This is a genomic window from Streptomyces sp. WAC 06738 (genome assembly GCF_003945505.1).
In the GTDB taxonomy this organism is placed as follows: Bacteria; Actinomycetota; Actinomycetes; order Streptomycetales; family Streptomycetaceae; genus Streptomyces.
In genome coordinates this window covers 964,784-980,186 of record NZ_CP029618.1, presented here as the reverse complement: position 1 = coordinate 980,186, position 15,403 = coordinate 964,784, and the positions used below count along the sequence as shown (strand labels likewise).

At 72.7% G+C, this 15,403-nt stretch carries 14 protein-coding genes; all 14 read left to right on the top strand.

The window, feature by feature from the left end:
* The first annotated feature begins 8 nt into the window (after positions 1–8).
* Positions 9–1,370 carry a Pup--protein ligase gene (gene pafA / locus DMB38_RS03960; RefSeq protein WP_018836870.1) on the top strand — a complete coding sequence of 454 codons (1,362 nt, stop codon included), beginning with the start codon at positions 9–11 and terminating at the stop codon, positions 1,368–1,370.
* A 127-nt stretch (positions 1,371–1,497) separates the two neighbouring features.
* Complete coding sequence (locus DMB38_RS03955; protein ID WP_125938798.1) at positions 1,498–2,484, top strand: FKBP-type peptidyl-prolyl cis-trans isomerase; 987 nt, start codon at positions 1,498–1,500, stop codon at positions 2,482–2,484.
* A 276-nt stretch (positions 2,485–2,760) separates the two neighbouring features.
* Complete coding sequence (locus DMB38_RS03950; protein ID WP_047014842.1) at positions 2,761–3,135, top strand: FKBP-type peptidyl-prolyl cis-trans isomerase; 375 nt, start codon at positions 2,761–2,763, stop codon at positions 3,133–3,135.
* Positions 3,136–3,314: 179 nt separating this feature from the next.
* Positions 3,315–4,331 (top strand): WYL domain-containing protein, encoded by a 1,017-nt coding sequence (locus DMB38_RS03945; RefSeq protein WP_047014841.1) that lies wholly within the window; start codon positions 3,315–3,317, stop codon positions 4,329–4,331.
* A 47-nt stretch (positions 4,332–4,378) separates the two neighbouring features.
* Positions 4,379–5,314 carry a WYL domain-containing protein gene (locus DMB38_RS03940; RefSeq protein ID WP_125938797.1) on the top strand — a complete coding sequence of 312 codons (936 nt, stop codon included), beginning with the start codon at positions 4,379–4,381 and terminating at the stop codon, positions 5,312–5,314.
* 95 nt (positions 5,315–5,409) lie between these two features.
* Positions 5,410–5,634 carry a hypothetical protein gene (locus tag DMB38_RS03935; protein WP_125933966.1) on the top strand — a complete coding sequence of 75 codons (225 nt, stop codon included), beginning with the start codon at positions 5,410–5,412 and terminating at the stop codon, positions 5,632–5,634.
* 134 nt (positions 5,635–5,768) lie between these two features.
* Complete coding sequence (tatA, locus tag DMB38_RS03930) at positions 5,769–6,077, top strand: Sec-independent protein translocase subunit TatA (protein WP_047014839.1); 309 nt, start codon at positions 5,769–5,771, stop codon at positions 6,075–6,077.
* A gap of 124 nt (positions 6,078–6,201) precedes the next feature.
* Positions 6,202–7,155 (top strand): twin-arginine translocase subunit TatC, encoded by a 954-nt coding sequence (gene tatC, locus DMB38_RS03925; RefSeq protein ID WP_125938796.1) that lies wholly within the window; start codon positions 6,202–6,204, stop codon positions 7,153–7,155.
* A gap of 17 nt (positions 7,156–7,172) precedes the next feature.
* Positions 7,173–8,063, top strand: coding sequence for a diacylglycerol kinase (locus DMB38_RS03920; protein WP_125933965.1), 891 nt, complete (start codon positions 7,173–7,175; stop codon positions 8,061–8,063).
* Positions 8,064–8,177: 114 nt separating this feature from the next.
* Complete coding sequence (locus tag DMB38_RS03915) at positions 8,178–11,015, top strand: DEAD/DEAH box helicase (RefSeq protein WP_125933964.1); 2,838 nt, start codon at positions 8,178–8,180, stop codon at positions 11,013–11,015.
* Between the two features lie 27 nt (positions 11,016–11,042).
* Positions 11,043–12,524, top strand: coding sequence for an oxidoreductase (locus DMB38_RS03910; RefSeq protein WP_125933963.1), 1,482 nt, complete (start codon positions 11,043–11,045; stop codon positions 12,522–12,524).
* A gap of 171 nt (positions 12,525–12,695) precedes the next feature.
* Complete coding sequence (locus tag DMB38_RS03905; RefSeq protein ID WP_125933962.1) at positions 12,696–13,397, top strand: PadR family transcriptional regulator; 702 nt, start codon at positions 12,696–12,698, stop codon at positions 13,395–13,397.
* A 184-nt stretch (positions 13,398–13,581) separates the two neighbouring features.
* Positions 13,582–14,619, top strand: coding sequence for an ATP-binding cassette domain-containing protein (locus DMB38_RS03900; protein WP_125933961.1), 1,038 nt, complete (start codon positions 13,582–13,584; stop codon positions 14,617–14,619).
* On the top strand, positions 14,616–15,392 hold the full coding sequence (locus DMB38_RS03895; protein ID WP_125933960.1) for an ABC transporter permease: 777 nt from the start codon (positions 14,616–14,618) through the stop codon (positions 15,390–15,392). The genes DMB38_RS03900 and DMB38_RS03895 overlap by 4 nt, the downstream gene beginning before the upstream one ends.
* Positions 15,393–15,403: the final 11 nt, after the last annotated feature.

Below are 15,403 nucleotides of genomic sequence, written 5' to 3'. Positions count from 1 at the left end.
GTTCAGTCATGGACCGCCGCATTTTCGGGCTTGAGAACGAGTACGGCGTCACGTGCACGTTCCGGGGACAGCGCCGCCTGTCCCCGGACGAGGTGGCGCGCTACCTCTTCCGCCGGGTCGTCTCCTGGGGCCGCAGCAGCAACGTCTTCCTGCGCAACGGTGCACGCCTGTACCTGGACGTCGGCTCGCACCCCGAATACGCAACTCCCGAGTGTGACAACGTCATCGAGCTGGTCACCCACGACAAGGCGGGCGAGCGCATCCTCGAGGGCCTCCTCGTCGACGCCGAGCGCCGGCTCCACGAGGAGGGCATCGCCGGCGACGTCTACCTCTTCAAGAACAACACCGACTCCGCCGGGAACTCCTACGGCTGCCACGAGAACTATCTGGTGGCCCGGCACGGAGAGTTCTCCCGGCTCGCCGACATCCTCATCCCGTTCCTCGTCACCAGGCAGCTCATCTGCGGCGCCGGCAAGGTGCTGCAGACGCCGCGCGGCGCGGTCTACTGCGTCAGCCAGCGCGCGGAGCACATCTGGGAGGGCGTCAGCTCCGCCACGACGCGCTCCCGGCCCATCATCAACACCCGCGACGAGCCGCACGCCGACGCCGAGCGCTACCGCAGGCTCCACGTCATCGTCGGCGACTCCAACATGTCCGAGACGACCATGCTGCTCAAGGTCGGCGCCACCGACCTCGTGCTGCGCATGATCGAGGCCGGCACGGTGATGCGCGACCTGACCCTGGAGAACCCGATCCGGGCCATCCGCGAGGTCAGCCACGACATGACCGGGCAGCGCAAGGTGCGGCTCGCCAGCGGGCGGGAGGCGTCCGCGCTGGAGGTCCAGCAGGAGTACTACGAGAAGGCCGTGGACTTCGTGGACCGCCGGGGCATCCGCACCGGTGTCGTGGAGCAGGTTCTGGAACTGTGGGGCCGCACCCTGGAGGCGATCCGCTCCCAGGACCTCGCCAAGGTCGGCACCGAGATCGACTGGGTGATGAAGCACCAGCTCATCGAGCGCTACCGGGCCAAGAACAACATCACCCTCTCCCACCCCCGGATCGCGCAGATAGACCTCGCCTACCACGACATCCACCGCCGCCGCGGGCTGTACTACCTGCTGGAGAAGCGGGGCCAGGCCGCCCGGGTCTGCAACGACCTGAAGATCTTCGAGGCCAAATCGGTCCCGCCCCAGACCACCCGGGCCAGGCTGCGCGGCGACTTCATCCGCCGGGCGCAGGAGCAGCGGCGCGACTTCACGGTGGACTGGGTGCACCTGAAGCTGAACGACCAGGCGCAGCGGACCGTGCTGTGCAAGGACCCCTTCCGCTCCGTGGACGACCGGGTGGAAAAACTGATCGCCGGAATGTAGGCGGGGCGCGCGGTGGGTGCGGGACGGATGTGATGACGGGGATCCGGGCGCGAAGGCCGTAGAGTGGCCGAAGCTGCCCGGACCCCCTACACGAGTTGGACCCATGACACATCGCAAAATGACCCGCATGGGGGCGGCGCTCATCGTGCCCGCCCTGCTGTTCGCCGCGGCCTGTGGCTCCGAGGACTCCTCCGACTCGGACAACGGGGGGAAGACCGGCGCCGTGACCAAGGTCACGGGAGCCTTCGGCGAGGAACCGAAGTTCGACGTCCCCGACGACGCCAAGGCGTCCGACGAGGCCGTCGTCAAGGTCCTCGGCAAGGGCGACGGTGCCAAGGTCGGCAAGGGCGACCAGGTCCGGCTGGACTTCGCCGGCAAGACCATGAAGGACGACCAGGACCTGGGGAGCACCTGGGCGCAGCCCGCCGCGGGCGGCGGCGGTGGCCAGCAGGCCGGCGGCGCCGTGCACCAGCAGCTCATGGGCAAGGTCGGCGAGCCGAACCAGTCGCTGCCGCCGGACGTCCTCGACTCCGTCGAGGGCCACACCGTGGGCAGCCGCCTGCTGGTCGAGGGCACCGCGGGTGCGCTCGTCGGCGAGAGCCTGAACCCCGAGTCCGGCATCAAGAAGGGCGACGGCCTGGTCTGGGTCATCGACGTCGCCGGCGCCGGGAAGGTCGACGCCAAGGCCGAGCTGAAGGGCGAGTCCGCCGAGCCGCGCGAGGGCATGCCGGAGATCGAGGTGCCCGCGGGCAAGGCCGCGAAGATCACCATCCCGGACGGCGCGGACGCCCCGAAGGAGCTGCAGGAGCAGGTCCTCATCAAGGGCAAGGGCGCCAAGGTCGAGGCCGGCCAGGGGCTCGTCGCCCAGTACACCGGCTACGCGTGGGAGGACGGCAAGAAGTTCGACTCCTCCTGGGACAACGCCGGTGCGGCCACCTTCCAGATCGGCACCGGCTCGGTCGTCGCGGGCTGGGACAAGGCGCTGGTCGGCAAGAAGGTCGGCGACCGGGTGCTCCTGGTCATCCCGCCGGACCTGGGCTACGGCAAGTCCAAGGGCCACGAGCTGGAGAAGAAGACCCTGGTCTTCGTCGTCGACATCCTCGGCACGGTCTGACCTGCGGTCCGCGCGGCCGGACCCGGTCCGGGACGCGCCGTGGTGCCGCGGTGCGGGGTGCCGGTTCCGGTGCCGTCCGGCGCAGGCGGCCGGCGGACCGGCCCCGGACCGTGAGGGCCGTCGCACCCCGCGTACGGGGGCGACGGCCACCGGGATCCCGGGTCCACCGGACACCCGGCGCCGCGCCCCCGGGGAGGCGGCGGCACCGCCGCCCCCGGGCGTCTGCAAGACTTACGGCCCAGTCACCGTCCACTCATGCGCGAGGAGCGTTCTTCCGTGAGCATCGACAAGCCCGAGGTCGACTTCCCCGAGGGCCCGCCGCCGGCCGACCTGGAGGTCCAGGACCTGTGGGAGGGCGATGGACCCGTCGCGAAGGCCGGTGACACCGTCTCCGTCCACTACGTCGGGGTCGCCTTCTCCAGCGGCGAGGAGTTCGACGCGAGCTGGAACCGCGGCAAGCCGCTGCAGTTCCAGCTCGGTGCCGGCCAGGTCATCCCCGGCTGGGACCAGGGCGTGGCGGGCATGAAGGTCGGCGGCCGCCGCCGGCTGACCATCCCGCCGCATCTGGCCTACGGCGAGGCCGGCGCCGGCGGCGGCCGGATCAAGCCGGGCGAGACGCTGATCTTCGTCTGCGACCTGGTCGCCGTCTGACGGCACCGTCCGCACCCGGCAGCGCCCAGGGCCCCCGCCGTACGGCGGGGGCTTTCGCTTTGGCCGCCGGGCCCAGGCGGAGTACGGTCGTCATCTGCGAACACAAGCGACACGTGCGGTAGACGGTCGCCGGCGGCAGCCGCCCGCTGCCCCGGACGCGCAATAAGGAGACCCCCTCGATGGCGATCGCCAAGGCGGAGCGGCTGATGTGCCTGGCGCTGTGCCTGCTCGGCACCGGCCGCCCGCTCAGCAAGCGTGAGCTGCGCACGTCCATCGAGGCGTACGTGGAAGCCTTCGGACCCGGCCGCGGGACCGCGTTCGGCTCCGACACCTCCGGCGAGGACGCCTTCAACCGGATGTTCGAGCGCGACAAGGACGACCTGCGCGAGCTGGGCATGGTGATCGACACCGTCGAGGGGCTGGACGGCGAGCCCGGCTATCTGGCCCGCCGGGACAACAACCGGCTGCCGCCCGTCACCCTGGACGCGGAAGAGGCCGCCGCGCTCGGAGTGGCCGCGAAAGTCTGGCAGCAGGCCCGGCTCGCGGGCGCGGCCAGCGGCGCGCTGCAGAAGCTGCGCGCCGCCGGGATGCCGCTCGCGGGGGAGGGAGACGACCCCGAGGCGGGCGCGGTGGAGCAGGTCAGCGCGCTGGAGCCGCGGATTCCGGTGCGGGAGGCGGCGTTCGAGCCGCTGATGCTCGCCTGCCGGGACCGCCGGCCCGTCGTCTTCCCGTACCGCAAGGCCAATGCGGCCCGCCCGGAGGAGCGGCACGTCGAGCCGTGGCAATTGGAGTGCTGGCGGGGCCACTGGTACCTCGTCGGCCACGACCGCGGCCGCGACGCCGAGCGTGTCTTCAGGCTCTCGCGGATCACCGGCCGGGTCCGCAACCGCGGCCGCGGCTTCACCGCCGAGGTGCCGGACCGGGTGACCGTGCGCGAGACCGTCGAGCGCTGGGCCGGTGAGAGCGCGGACCGCTCGGCACTGATCCGGCTGCGCACCGGCGCCGGCTACCCGCTGCGCGCCCGCGCGTACGGCATCCGCGAGGCGGTGCTGCCCGGCTGGGACGAGCTGGAGATCCCGTACGGGCACGGACTGGACGCCTGGCTGGTGGAGTTCGGCCCGGACGTGGTGGTCCTGGAGCCCGCTGAGCTGCGGGCCGACGTCATCGACCGGCTGCGTGCCGTGGCCAAGGGCTGAGGGGGAGCGGGGGAGCAGTGGCCAGTGCCATCGACCAGACCCGGCGGATGCTGTCGCTGGTGACGTATCTGCGGGAGCGCAACGGCGCGTACCTGTCGGACGTCGCCCGCGCCTTCGGCGTCACCGAGGACGAGCTCATCGCCGACCTGGACGTGCTGCCGATGTGCGGGACGAGCTTCCGCGGCGGCGACCTGCTGGACATCGACACCGACGGCGAGCGCATCTGGTTCCACAATCCCGAGTCCACCGGTACCGGCGAGCCGCTGCGACTGGCCGCGGACGAGGCCACCGCGCTGCTGGTGGCGGCCCGGGCCGTGGCCACTTTGCCGGGGCTGCGGGCCGGTGACCGGCGGGCGCTGCTGCGGGCCACCGCGAAGCTGGAGGCCGCGGCCGGCGAATCGGCGGCGGCCAGCTCCAGCCTGTCGGTGACGTTCGAGTCCGAGGGCGGGGTCTTCGCCGAGGTGGACCGGGCGATCTCCGAGCGGCGCCGGCTGTGGCTGCGGTACTACTCACCGTCCCGGGACGAGCTGACCGAGCGGGAGATCGACCCGATCCGGCTGGTCTCCGTCGGGCACACGTACGTGGAGGCGTGGTGCCGGCTGTCGGAGGCGCGGCGTACGTTCCGGCTCGACCGGGTCGCCGAGATCCGGATCCTCGACGCCCCCGCGGACCCGCCGCCCGTCGAGCTGCGCGACCTCTCCGAGGGCATCGTCCAGCCGTCCGCGGAGGACCCCGAGGTCGTCATCGAGGTGGGTCCCGGCGGCCGTTGGGTCGCCGAGTACTACCCGCACGACAGCGCGGAGGAGCTGCCCGACGGGGGGCTGCGGATCTCGCTGCGCGCCCCGGACCCGGCGTCGCTGCGCCGGCTGGCGCTGCGGCTGGGGCGGGACGGGCGGATCGTCGCGCCGGGCGATCTCGCGGACAGCGCGCGCGACGCGGCGGTCAAGGCGCTTGCCGCGTACGACGTTGAGCATCAGGCTTAGCCATTCCGGCATAAGGGACGTAACGTGCGAATCGGTGATCGAACCCTCCGGGCACCGGCGTCCTCCGGGGCCGCCGCGGCGGCTAGGCTGCGCCCATGATGTGGCCCATGACCGCCGTCGCGCTCGGCTTCCTCGGGCTCGTCGCCCTCGCCGTTCCGGCCCTCCGCGTCGGCCTCGAAGTGCACCGGCTCGCCCGCCGCCTCGATGACGCGGCGCAGCAGATCAGCCGTGCGACAAGTGATCTGGAACGCTCCGCGGCGGACGTCGCCCGGCGGGCGGGCTCGACACGTGACCTCCCCGGATCGGATTTCGGGAGGTAGGCTGCAGGTCGCGGCTCCGGTGCGAGGCGGGGGCCACGATTGGTGTACGCCGGGGGATTGCCCGGAGTTCACCCCCGCGGGTTACGATCGATCACGCCCAAACCCACGCAGCCTCGGTGAGAAGGTAGACGCATATGTTCGGACGGCTCGGCCCTACCGAGATCATCCTGATTCTCGTCGTCGTCATCCTGCTGTTCGGCGCGAAGAAGCTTCCGGACATGGCCCGTTCGCTGGGCAAGTCGGCCCGCATCCTCAAGAGCGAGGCCAAGGCCATGAAGAACGAGGGCAAGACGGACGAGGCTGCTCCGGCGGACCCGCCGCAGCCCGCGCCCAAGACCATCCAGGCCGCCCCCGGCGACGTGACCAGCTCCCGTCCGGTGAGCGAGCCGCAGGTGAACGATCAGCAGCCGCAGGCTCAGACGCAGCAGCAGTCGCAGCGCTGACCGATCCGCAGGGGCACACCGCGGCCGGAGACGGCCTCGCGGCACGAGATGAGGACGTGGGTTGCTAAGCGTTGCCCGCCGTAAGGAGCGCAAGGAGCGCCAGGAGAGGGACCCCGAGGGGCGCATGCCGCTCGCGGAGCACCTGAGGGAGCTTCGCGACCGGCTCGTCAAGGCCGTCGGGGCCATCCTCGTCGTCACGATCGTCTCGCTCTTCTTCTACCGGGACATCATCGACTTCCTGATGGCGCCGGTACTCGACTCCGTGGGCTGTCCCAACACGACGCTCTCCGAGCTGAGCAAGGGCGCGGAAGACGAGAAGGAGATCTGCGGCGAGTTCGTCGTGAGCGGCCTCATCTCGCCGTTCACCATCATGCTCAAGGTCTCCTTCATGACCGGGCTGGTGGTCTCCACGCCGATCTGGCTCTACCAGTTGTGGGCCTTCCTGGCGCCCGGGCTGCACCGGAACGAGAAGAAGTACTCGCTGGGCTTCGTCGCCGCCGGCGTGCCGCTCTTCGTCGGCGGTGCGTTCTTCGCGTACAGCATCCTGCCGGTGACCGCCGAGGTGCTGCTGGAGTTCACACCCGAGAACACCAGGAACCTCCTGCCGATCCCCGACTACATCGACCTGCTGACCCGCATGGTCGTGGTCTTCGGGCTCTCCTTCGAGCTGCCGCTCATCCTCGTCATGCTGAACATGGGCGGTGCCGTCACCGGGCGCCGGATGCTGAGCTGGTGGCGCTGGATGATCATGGGCATCGTCGCCTTCGGCGCGATCGCCACGCCGAGCACCGACCCGATCGGCATGTTCGCCCTCGCGGGACCGGTCATCACCCTGTATTTCCTGGCCACCGGGTTCTCCCTGCTCAACGACCGCCGCCGGGCCCGTATCGCGGCCCGTGGCCCGGCGGACGACGAGGCGTCCGACCTCGACCTCACCCCGGAGGACGTGGGCGACGTGGAGCCCGTGAGCGCCTCGGCGACGCTGCCCGAGCAGTCCACCGGCGAGGCCGACAGCGCCGGCGGGACCGGGAGCGGGGACGGTACGCCCCGCAGAAATGGTTACGACGACGCCACCTGACCGCTAGGGTCACGCGGGTGACCAGCGATATCACCGTGTTCGTCAACCCCACCGCGGGCCGCGGCCGGGGTGCCAAGGCCGCCCCCGTCGTCACCGAGGCGCTGCGCGATGCCGGCTACGAGGTGGCCACCGTCCAGGGCAGCGACGCCGCCACCGCGCTCGCGGGCGCCCGCGAGGCGGTGGCCGCGGGCACCGGGGCGCTCATATCGGTCGGCGGTGACGGGATGGCCGCCCTCGCGCTGCAGGCCGTGGCGGGCACCGAGGTGCCCGTCGGTATCGTGGCCGTGGGCACCGGCAACGACTTCGCCCGCGCCACCGGGCTGCCCGTACGGGACCCGGCCGCCGCGGCGGAGGTCGTCGTGGGGGCGCTGGAGTCCGGCAGCACCCGGGCGATCGACCTGGGCAAAGCCGGGGACACGTACTTCGGGACCGTGCTGGCCTCCGGCTTCGACTCGCGCGTCAACGACCGCGGCAACCGGATGGCCTGGCCGCCCGGCCGGTTCAAGTACGACGTGGCGATGGTCGCCGAGCTGGCGTCCTTCCGCCCGATCCCGTACAGGATGCGGCTCGACGACGGCCCCGAGACCGAGATCGAGGCGACCCTCGTCGCCGTCGGCAACGGCCCGTCGTACGGCGGCGGCATGCGGATCTGCCACGAGGCGCGGATGGACGACGGGCTCTTCGACATCACCGTCGTCGGCCGGTGCAGCCGGCGCACGCTGCTGCGGGTCTTCCCGCGGGTCTACAAGGGCACGCACCTGACCCATCCGGCGGTCACCGTGCACCGGGCCGCGCGGGTGTCACTGAGTGCCGCCGATGTCACCGGGTACGCGGACGGGGAGCCGCTGGGGCCGCTGCCGCTGACCGCGGAGGTCGTGCCGGGCGCGGCCCGGGTGCTGGTGCGCTGAGCCGCCCGGCCGGCGTGGACGCCGCAGGTCGCGGCCGTCGCCGTCCGGCTGACCTGGGGCGGTCCGCAAAGATCGGGTGCGCTGTCGGTGCTGCCCGGTAGGCTCGTACTCACGATGACCGACGAGCACATCCCTCCCGCCGAGGCGTACGCGGCGCACCGCCGCCGGGCAGCCGAGGAAGCCACCGCACTCGGCTCGTTCCGCGGGCTCTACGACTTCGCGCTCGACCCCTTCCAGCTCGACGCCTGCCGGGCCCTGGAGGACGGCCGCGGCGTGCTGGTCGCGGCGCCGACCGGCTCCGGCAAGACGGTCGTCGGCGAGTTCGCCGTCCACCTGGCGCTGGAGCAGGGCCGCAAGTGCTTCTACACCACGCCGATCAAGGCGCTGTCGAACCAGAAGTACGGCGACCTCGTCCGGCGCTACGGCGCCGCGAACGTCGGCCTGCTGACCGGCGACAACACCATCAACTCCGACGCCCCGGTGATCGTCATGACCACCGAGGTCCTGCGGAACATGCTGTACGCGGGCTCCCAGACCCTCCTCGGCCTCGGTTACGTGGTGATGGACGAGGTGCACTACCTCTCCGACCGCTTCCGCGGCGCCGTCTGGGAAGAGGTGATCATCCACCTCCCGGAGTCCGTCACCCTGGTCTCCCTGTCGGCGACGGTCTCCAACGCCGAGGAGTTCGGCTCCTGGCTCGACACCGTGCGCGGCGACACCGCCGTCATCGTCTCCGAGCACCGCCCCGTGCCGCTCTGGCAGCACGTGATGGCCGGCCGCCGGATGTACGACCTGTTCGAGGAGCGCACCGCCGCCGGCGGCCGGCAGGAGCCCGCCAAGGCGGTCAACCCCGACCTGCTCCGGCTGGCCCGGCAGGAGTACTCGCGCCCCTCGGGACCGCGCGACCGCCGCCGCGGCCGGGGCCGCGAGGCCGACCGCGAGCGCGAGCGCCGCTCCCGCTCCCGGGTCTGGACGCCCAGCCGCGTCGAGGTCATCGAGCGGCTGGACGCCGAGGCGCTGCTGCCGGCGATCACGTTCATCTTCAGCCGCGCCGGCTGCGAGGGCGCCGTACAGCAGTGCCTCTACGCGGGCCTCCGGCTCAACGACGAGGAGGAACGCGCCGCGGTCCGCGAGATCGCCGAGCTGCGCACGGCCGCGATCCCCCGCGAAGACCTGCACGTGCTGGGCTACTTCGACTGGCTGGAGGCCCTGGAGCGGGGCATCGCCGCGCACCACGCGGGGATGCTGCCGACGTTCAAGGAGGTCGTCGAGGAGCTGTTCGCCAAGGGCCTGGTCAAGGCGGTGTTCGCGACCGAGACGCTGGCCCTGGGCATCAACATGCCGGCTCGCTCCGTGGTGCTGGAGAAGCTGGTGAAGTGGAACGGCGAGACCCACGCCGACGTCACCCCGGGCGAGTTCACGCAGTTGACGGGACGCGCGGGGCGCCGGGGCATCGACATCGAGGGCCACGCGGTGGTGCTGTGGCAGCGCGGCATGAGCCCGGAGTACGTCGCGGGCCTGGCCGGCACCCGGACGTATCCGCTGCGCTCCTCCTTCCGCCCGTCGTACAACATGGCGGTCAACCTCGTCGCCCAGTTCGGCCGGCACCGCACGCGCGAGCTGCTGGAGATGTCCTTCGCGCAGTTCCAGGCGGACAAATCGGTCGTCGGCATCTCCCGCCAGGTGCAGAAGAACGAGGAGGGTCTCTCCGGCTACCGCGAGGCGATGACCTGCCACCTCGGCGACTTCGAGGAGTACGCGCGGCTGCGCCGCGACCTCAAGGACCGCGAGACGGAGCTGGCCCGCCAGGGCGCCGCGCAGCGCCGGGCCGCCGCCGCGGGCTCGCTGGAGAAGCTGCGCCCCGGGGACGTGATCCACGTGCCCACCGGCAAGTTCGCCGGCCTCGCCCTCGTCCTCGACCCCGGCACGCCCGCGGGCCGCACCAACGGCCACCGCGGGTTCGAGCAGCACGACGGCCCGCGCCCGCTGGTGCTCACCGCCGCCCGGCAGGTCAAGCGGCTGGCCGCGATGGACTTCCCGGTGCCGGTGGAGGCGCTGGAGCGGATGCGCATCCCCAAGTCGTTCAACCCCAAGAGCCCGCAGTCGCGCCGCGATCTGGCCTCCGCGCTGCGTACCAAGGCCGGTCACCTGGAGCCGCGGCGGCACCGCAAGGAGCGCGCCCCCGCAGCCGACGACGCCGAGATCGCCCGGCTGCGCAAGGCGATCCGCGCCCACCCCTGCCACGGCTGCGACGAGCGCGAGGACCACGCCCGCTGGGCCGAGCGGTACCACCGGCTGCTCCGCGACACCCACCAGTTGGAGCGCCGCATCGAAGGCCGGACGAACACCATCGCCCGCACCTTCGACCGGGTGTACGCGCTCCTCACCGAGCTGGGCTACATCGCCGAGCAGCACGGCGGCGAGAAGGTCACCGAGGACGGCCGCCGGCTCGCCCGGCTCTACGGCGAGCTGGACCTGCTGGCCTCCGAGTGCCTGCGCGAGGGCGTCTGGGAGGGCCTGGGCCCCGCCGAGCTGGCCGCCTGCGCCTCCGCGCTGGTCTACGAGGCCCGCCAGTCCGACGACGCGATGGCGCCGAAGCTCCCGGGCGGCGGCGCCAAGCGGGCCCTGGGCGACATGGTGCGCATCTGGGGCCGGCTCGACGCCCTGGAGGAGGACCACGGCATCCGCCAGACCGAGGGCGTCGGCCAGCGCGAGCCGGACCTCGGCTTCGCCTGGGCCGCGTACCAGTGGGCGTCCGGGCGGAGCCTCGACGAGGTGCTGCGCGAGGCGGACATGCCGCCGGGCGACTTCGTGCGCTGGTGCAAGCAGTTGATCGACGTGCTGGGGCAGTTGTCCGCCGCCGCCGACCCGGAGAGCACGGTCGCGGGCAGCGCCCGCAAGGCGGTCGACAAGGTGCTGCGCGGCGTCGTGGCGTACAGCTCCGTGGGCTGAGGCCGCCCGCGGCACTACCCTTCCCGGGTGATCACCTACGACGATCTGACGCCCCCGGAGCGGGAGTTGTGGGCCGCGTTCCCCGAAGGCCGCCCGGTGGACCTGCGCGTCGGCGACGCGGCCCTGGACGACCCCGCAGGCGGCGCGGCCTGGGGCCCGGAGCGTACGGTACGGGCCGCCGTCCTCGCCGCGCTGCTGCTCGGCGCGCACCCGGCAGAGCCCGGCGCCATTCCGGCGCTGCGGCTGGCCGGGGCGCGGATCACCGGAGGGCTGGACCTGACCGGGGCCGAGACCACCCACCGGCTGCGGCTGGAGCACTGCTACCTGCACGAGGAGGTCGTGCTCACCTCGGCGACCACCGCGAGCGTGCACCTCGACGACAGCGTGCTGCCGCGCATCGACGCCCGGCTCGCCCGGATCGAGGGCGTGCTGTCGGTGCGGCGCAGCCGGGTCGCCGGTGCCCTGCTCGCCACCAACGCCCGGATCAGCGGCGAACTCCTCCTGCACGGCGCCCGGTTGACCGGCGAGAACGGCTGGTCGCTCTTCGCCGGCGGGCTGGAGGTCGACGGGGCGGTCTTCTGCACCCACGGCTTCACCGGCGGCGGGGGGATACGGCTCATCGGCGCCCGGCTGTCCGGCGGGCTCTTCCTCGACGGCGCCCGGATCGGCGCCGCGGACGGCCTCGCGCTCGTCCTCGACCACGCCGAGATCACCACCGTCCGGCTCGCCGACGGCTTCGGTGCCGCGGGCCGTCTGGAGCTGCGCGGCACGCACATAGCCGACCTGCTCAGCCTCGACGGGGCGCGGCTCGGCGACTGCACCGGCATCGACTGCGCCCGGATGCAGGCCACCGACTTCCGCTTCACGCCCGCCGTCCGCCCCGCCGGGCCGGTCTCGCTCGACGGCACGCAGGTGACCACGCTCCACGACGACCTGGAGAGCTGGCCCGCGACCGTCCTCCTCGACGGCTTCGCGTACGGCTCCATCCAGTCGGCGGGCGCCGCGGGGAAGGACTCCGTGCCCCGCCGGCTCGACTGGATCCGCCGCGGCACCGGCTACGCCCCGCAGCCGTACGAGCGGCTCGCGGCCTGGTACCGGCAGATCGGCCACGTCGACGACGCCCGCCGCGTCCTGCTCGCCAAGCAGCGTGCCCGCCGCCGCACGCTGCGCCCCGCGGGGCGCGCCTGGAGCCTGCTGCTCGACGGCACCGTCGGCTTCGGCTACCGGCCGTGGCTGGCCGGGCTGTGGCTGGCGGCGCTCACGCTGCTCGGCAGCCTGGTCTTCGCCGCGGGCGACGGCCGGCCCGTGCGCGAGGGCGAGGGGCCGGACTTCCACCCCGTCGTCTACGCCCTCGACCTGCTGATCCCGGTCGGGGGTCTCGGCCAGCGCGACTTCTGGTACATGTCAGGCGGGGCGGCGCAGATCCTCTCGTACGTGCTGGTCGCCACCGGCTGGCTGCTGACCACGGCACTGGTGGCCGGGATGACGCGGACCCTGGAGCGCACCTAGGACCCGGCCGCGGCGGTCTCCGCCGCGGCCCTGTCCGTCCTCGTGGCCGCGCCGGCCTGCGCCGGCCGGCCCCGCTTCTGTATTCGCGATACATCTCGTCTTGACGGGCTCGCGATACTCGCGATATGTTCGGCCACGAGTATACGGTGCCGGGCAAAGGGGGGAGAGGTCGTGCCCGCGAAGCGGCGGAAGCTGAGCAACCCACTGGCCCTGGCCGTGCTGGCCCTCCTCGCCGAGCGGTCGATGCACCCGTACGAGATCGCCCAACTGCTGCGGCAGCGCGGCAAAGAGGAGAGCATCAAGATCAACTTCGGCTCCCTCTACACCGTGGTGCAGAACCTGGAGAAGCACGGCTTCGTCACCGCCGCGGGGGTGCAGAAGCAGGGGAACCGGCCGGAGCGCACGGTCTACGCCATCACCGACGCAGGCCGCACGGAGATGCACGACTGGCTCACCGAGATCGTCGCCGCCCCCCGCCGGGAGTTCACGCACTTCGAGGCCGCCCTCTCCCTGATCGGCGTGCTGCCGCCGGACGAGGCGGTCGAGGCGCTGCAGACGCGGCTGGCCCGGCAGGAGGTCCTGGCGGCGGGACTGCGCGGCGCGCTGGCGAAGCTGTACGAGACGCTGCCGCGCGTCTTCGTCGTCGAGACCGAGTACCAGGCGCACATGCTGGAGGCCGAGGCCGCCTGGCTGCGCGGCCTGCTGGCGGAGCTGGCCGACGGCTCCCTCAGCGGCGTGGCCGAGTGGCACGCCTGGCACGAGACCGGCGAGATGCCGGCCGAATGGCGGGATCTGGAGGAGGAGTTGCCCGGCGGCGCGGGCGGGACGCCCGGCGCCGCACAGGAGACGCAGGACGCGAGGAAGGGCCCGTAGCGGCCCGGAAGAATGCGTCCCGGCGGGCTGCGCCAACAGCCCGCCGGGACGGACCCCGAACATCCGGACCCGTACGGAAGCAGGCGCCGGGCGCCGAGGTGCGGCACACCCCAGGATAGCCAGGCTCCGCTTTCGCCGATCGTCCGGCAGCACCCACGCACACCGTGCGAGAGCGGAGTTCACCATGCCCGGAAGAGGGACGCTCGCCGTCGAGGCGCGCGAGCTGACCAAGAGCTATCCCCACGGCATCACGGCCCTGGACGGCATGTCCCTGGCCGTCGCGGCCGGTACGGTCTGCGGGCTGCTCGGCCCGAACGGCGCCGGCAAGTCCACCACCGTCAAGATCCTCACCACCCTGGCCAGGCCGGACGGCGGCACCGCCGCCGTCGCGGGACACGACGTGCTGCGCCGCCCGGAACGGGTCCGGCGCGCGATCGGCGTCGTGGCGCAGAAGTCGGGCGCCGACCCGATGGCCACCGGACGCGAGAACCTGCTGCTGCAGGGCCGGTTGTACGGGCTGCGCGGTGCCCCGCTCGGCCGCCGCGCCGACGAACTGCTGGCGCGCTTCGACCTGGCCGGTGCCGCGGACCGCCTCGTGCGCGGCTATTCCGGCGGCATGCAGCGGCGCCTCGACGTGGCGCTGGGCCTGGTGCACCGGCCCGAGGTGCTGTTCCTGGACGAGCCCACGACGGGCCTGGACCCCGAGGCCCGTACCGCACTATGGGAGGAGATCGCCCGGCTCGCCGGCGGCGAGGGGCTGACCATCGTGCTGACCACGCACTACCTGGAGGAGGCCGACCGGCTCGCCGAGCGCGTCGCCATCGTCGACCGCGGGCGCGTGGTCGCCGAGGGGACGCCCGACGGGCTGAAGGGCGAGCTGCGCGGCGACGCCGTGCACGTCGAACTCGTCCGCGCGCCGGGGGAGAGGGAGGCGGAGCCGCTGCGGGCGGCGCTCACCGGGTTCGCGGGGGTACGCGACGTGGTGCTCGACGGGCGCCGGCTGAGCGCGCGGGCGGCCGACGGCGCGGCCGCCGTGCCGCTGGTGCTGGCCGCGCTGGAGCGCGAGGGCGCCGAGGCGGCCGCGGTCACCGTCGCCCGGCCCTCGCTGGACGACGTGTATCTGCGGTACGCGGGCCGCCGGTTCGCCGACGCGGACAGCGCGGGACCGGCGGGCGACGCGCCGGCCGCGGCCGCCGCGGCCGCCGCGGGAGGTGCGCGATGAGCGCGCTCGCCGCCCACACCTGGTACATGACGCAGCGTCAACTGACCGCGTTCCTGCGGCAGCCGGCGTATCTGCTGATCACCCTCGTCCAGCCGGTGATCTGGCTCTTCCTCTTCGGCAACCTGTTCCGCGAGATCACCGAACTGCCGGGCTTCGGCACCGGCTCGTACCTGGACTACCTGGTTCCCGGCGTGGTGGTGATGACCGCGCTCAGCTCCAGCATGTGGGCGGGCATGGGCACGCTGGAGGAGATCGAACGCGGCACGCTCAACCGGTTCCTCACCACCCCGGTCAGCCGTGGGGCGCTGATGAACGCCAACGTGGTCAACAACGGCCTCAGCGTCTTCGTCCAGTCGGTCGTGATCGTCCTGCTCGGGCTGCTCGCCGGCGCGGACTACGCGGGCGGGGCCGCCGGGCTGCTGGTGCTGGTGGCCGCGGCGATCCTCCTGGGCACCGTGTTCGGCGCGATGTCCAACGCGATCGGCATGGTGGTGCGGCAGCGTGAGTCGATCATCGGGATCAACACGTTCCTGCTGCTGCCGCTGACGTTCCTCTCCTCGGCGTTCATGGCGCCGGCGCTGATGCCCGCGTGGATGCGGCACATCGCCGACGCCAACCCCGTCGACTGGGCGGTGGTGGCCGGCCGGGGCGCGCTGTCGGCGGACCCCGACTGGGGCGAGGTGCTGCTGCGCTGCGGCGGGCTGCTGGCGGTGGCGGTGGCGGCGGTGTGGCTGTCGACCCGCACGTTCCGCACGTACCAGCGGTCGGTCTGAGCCGTCCGCCC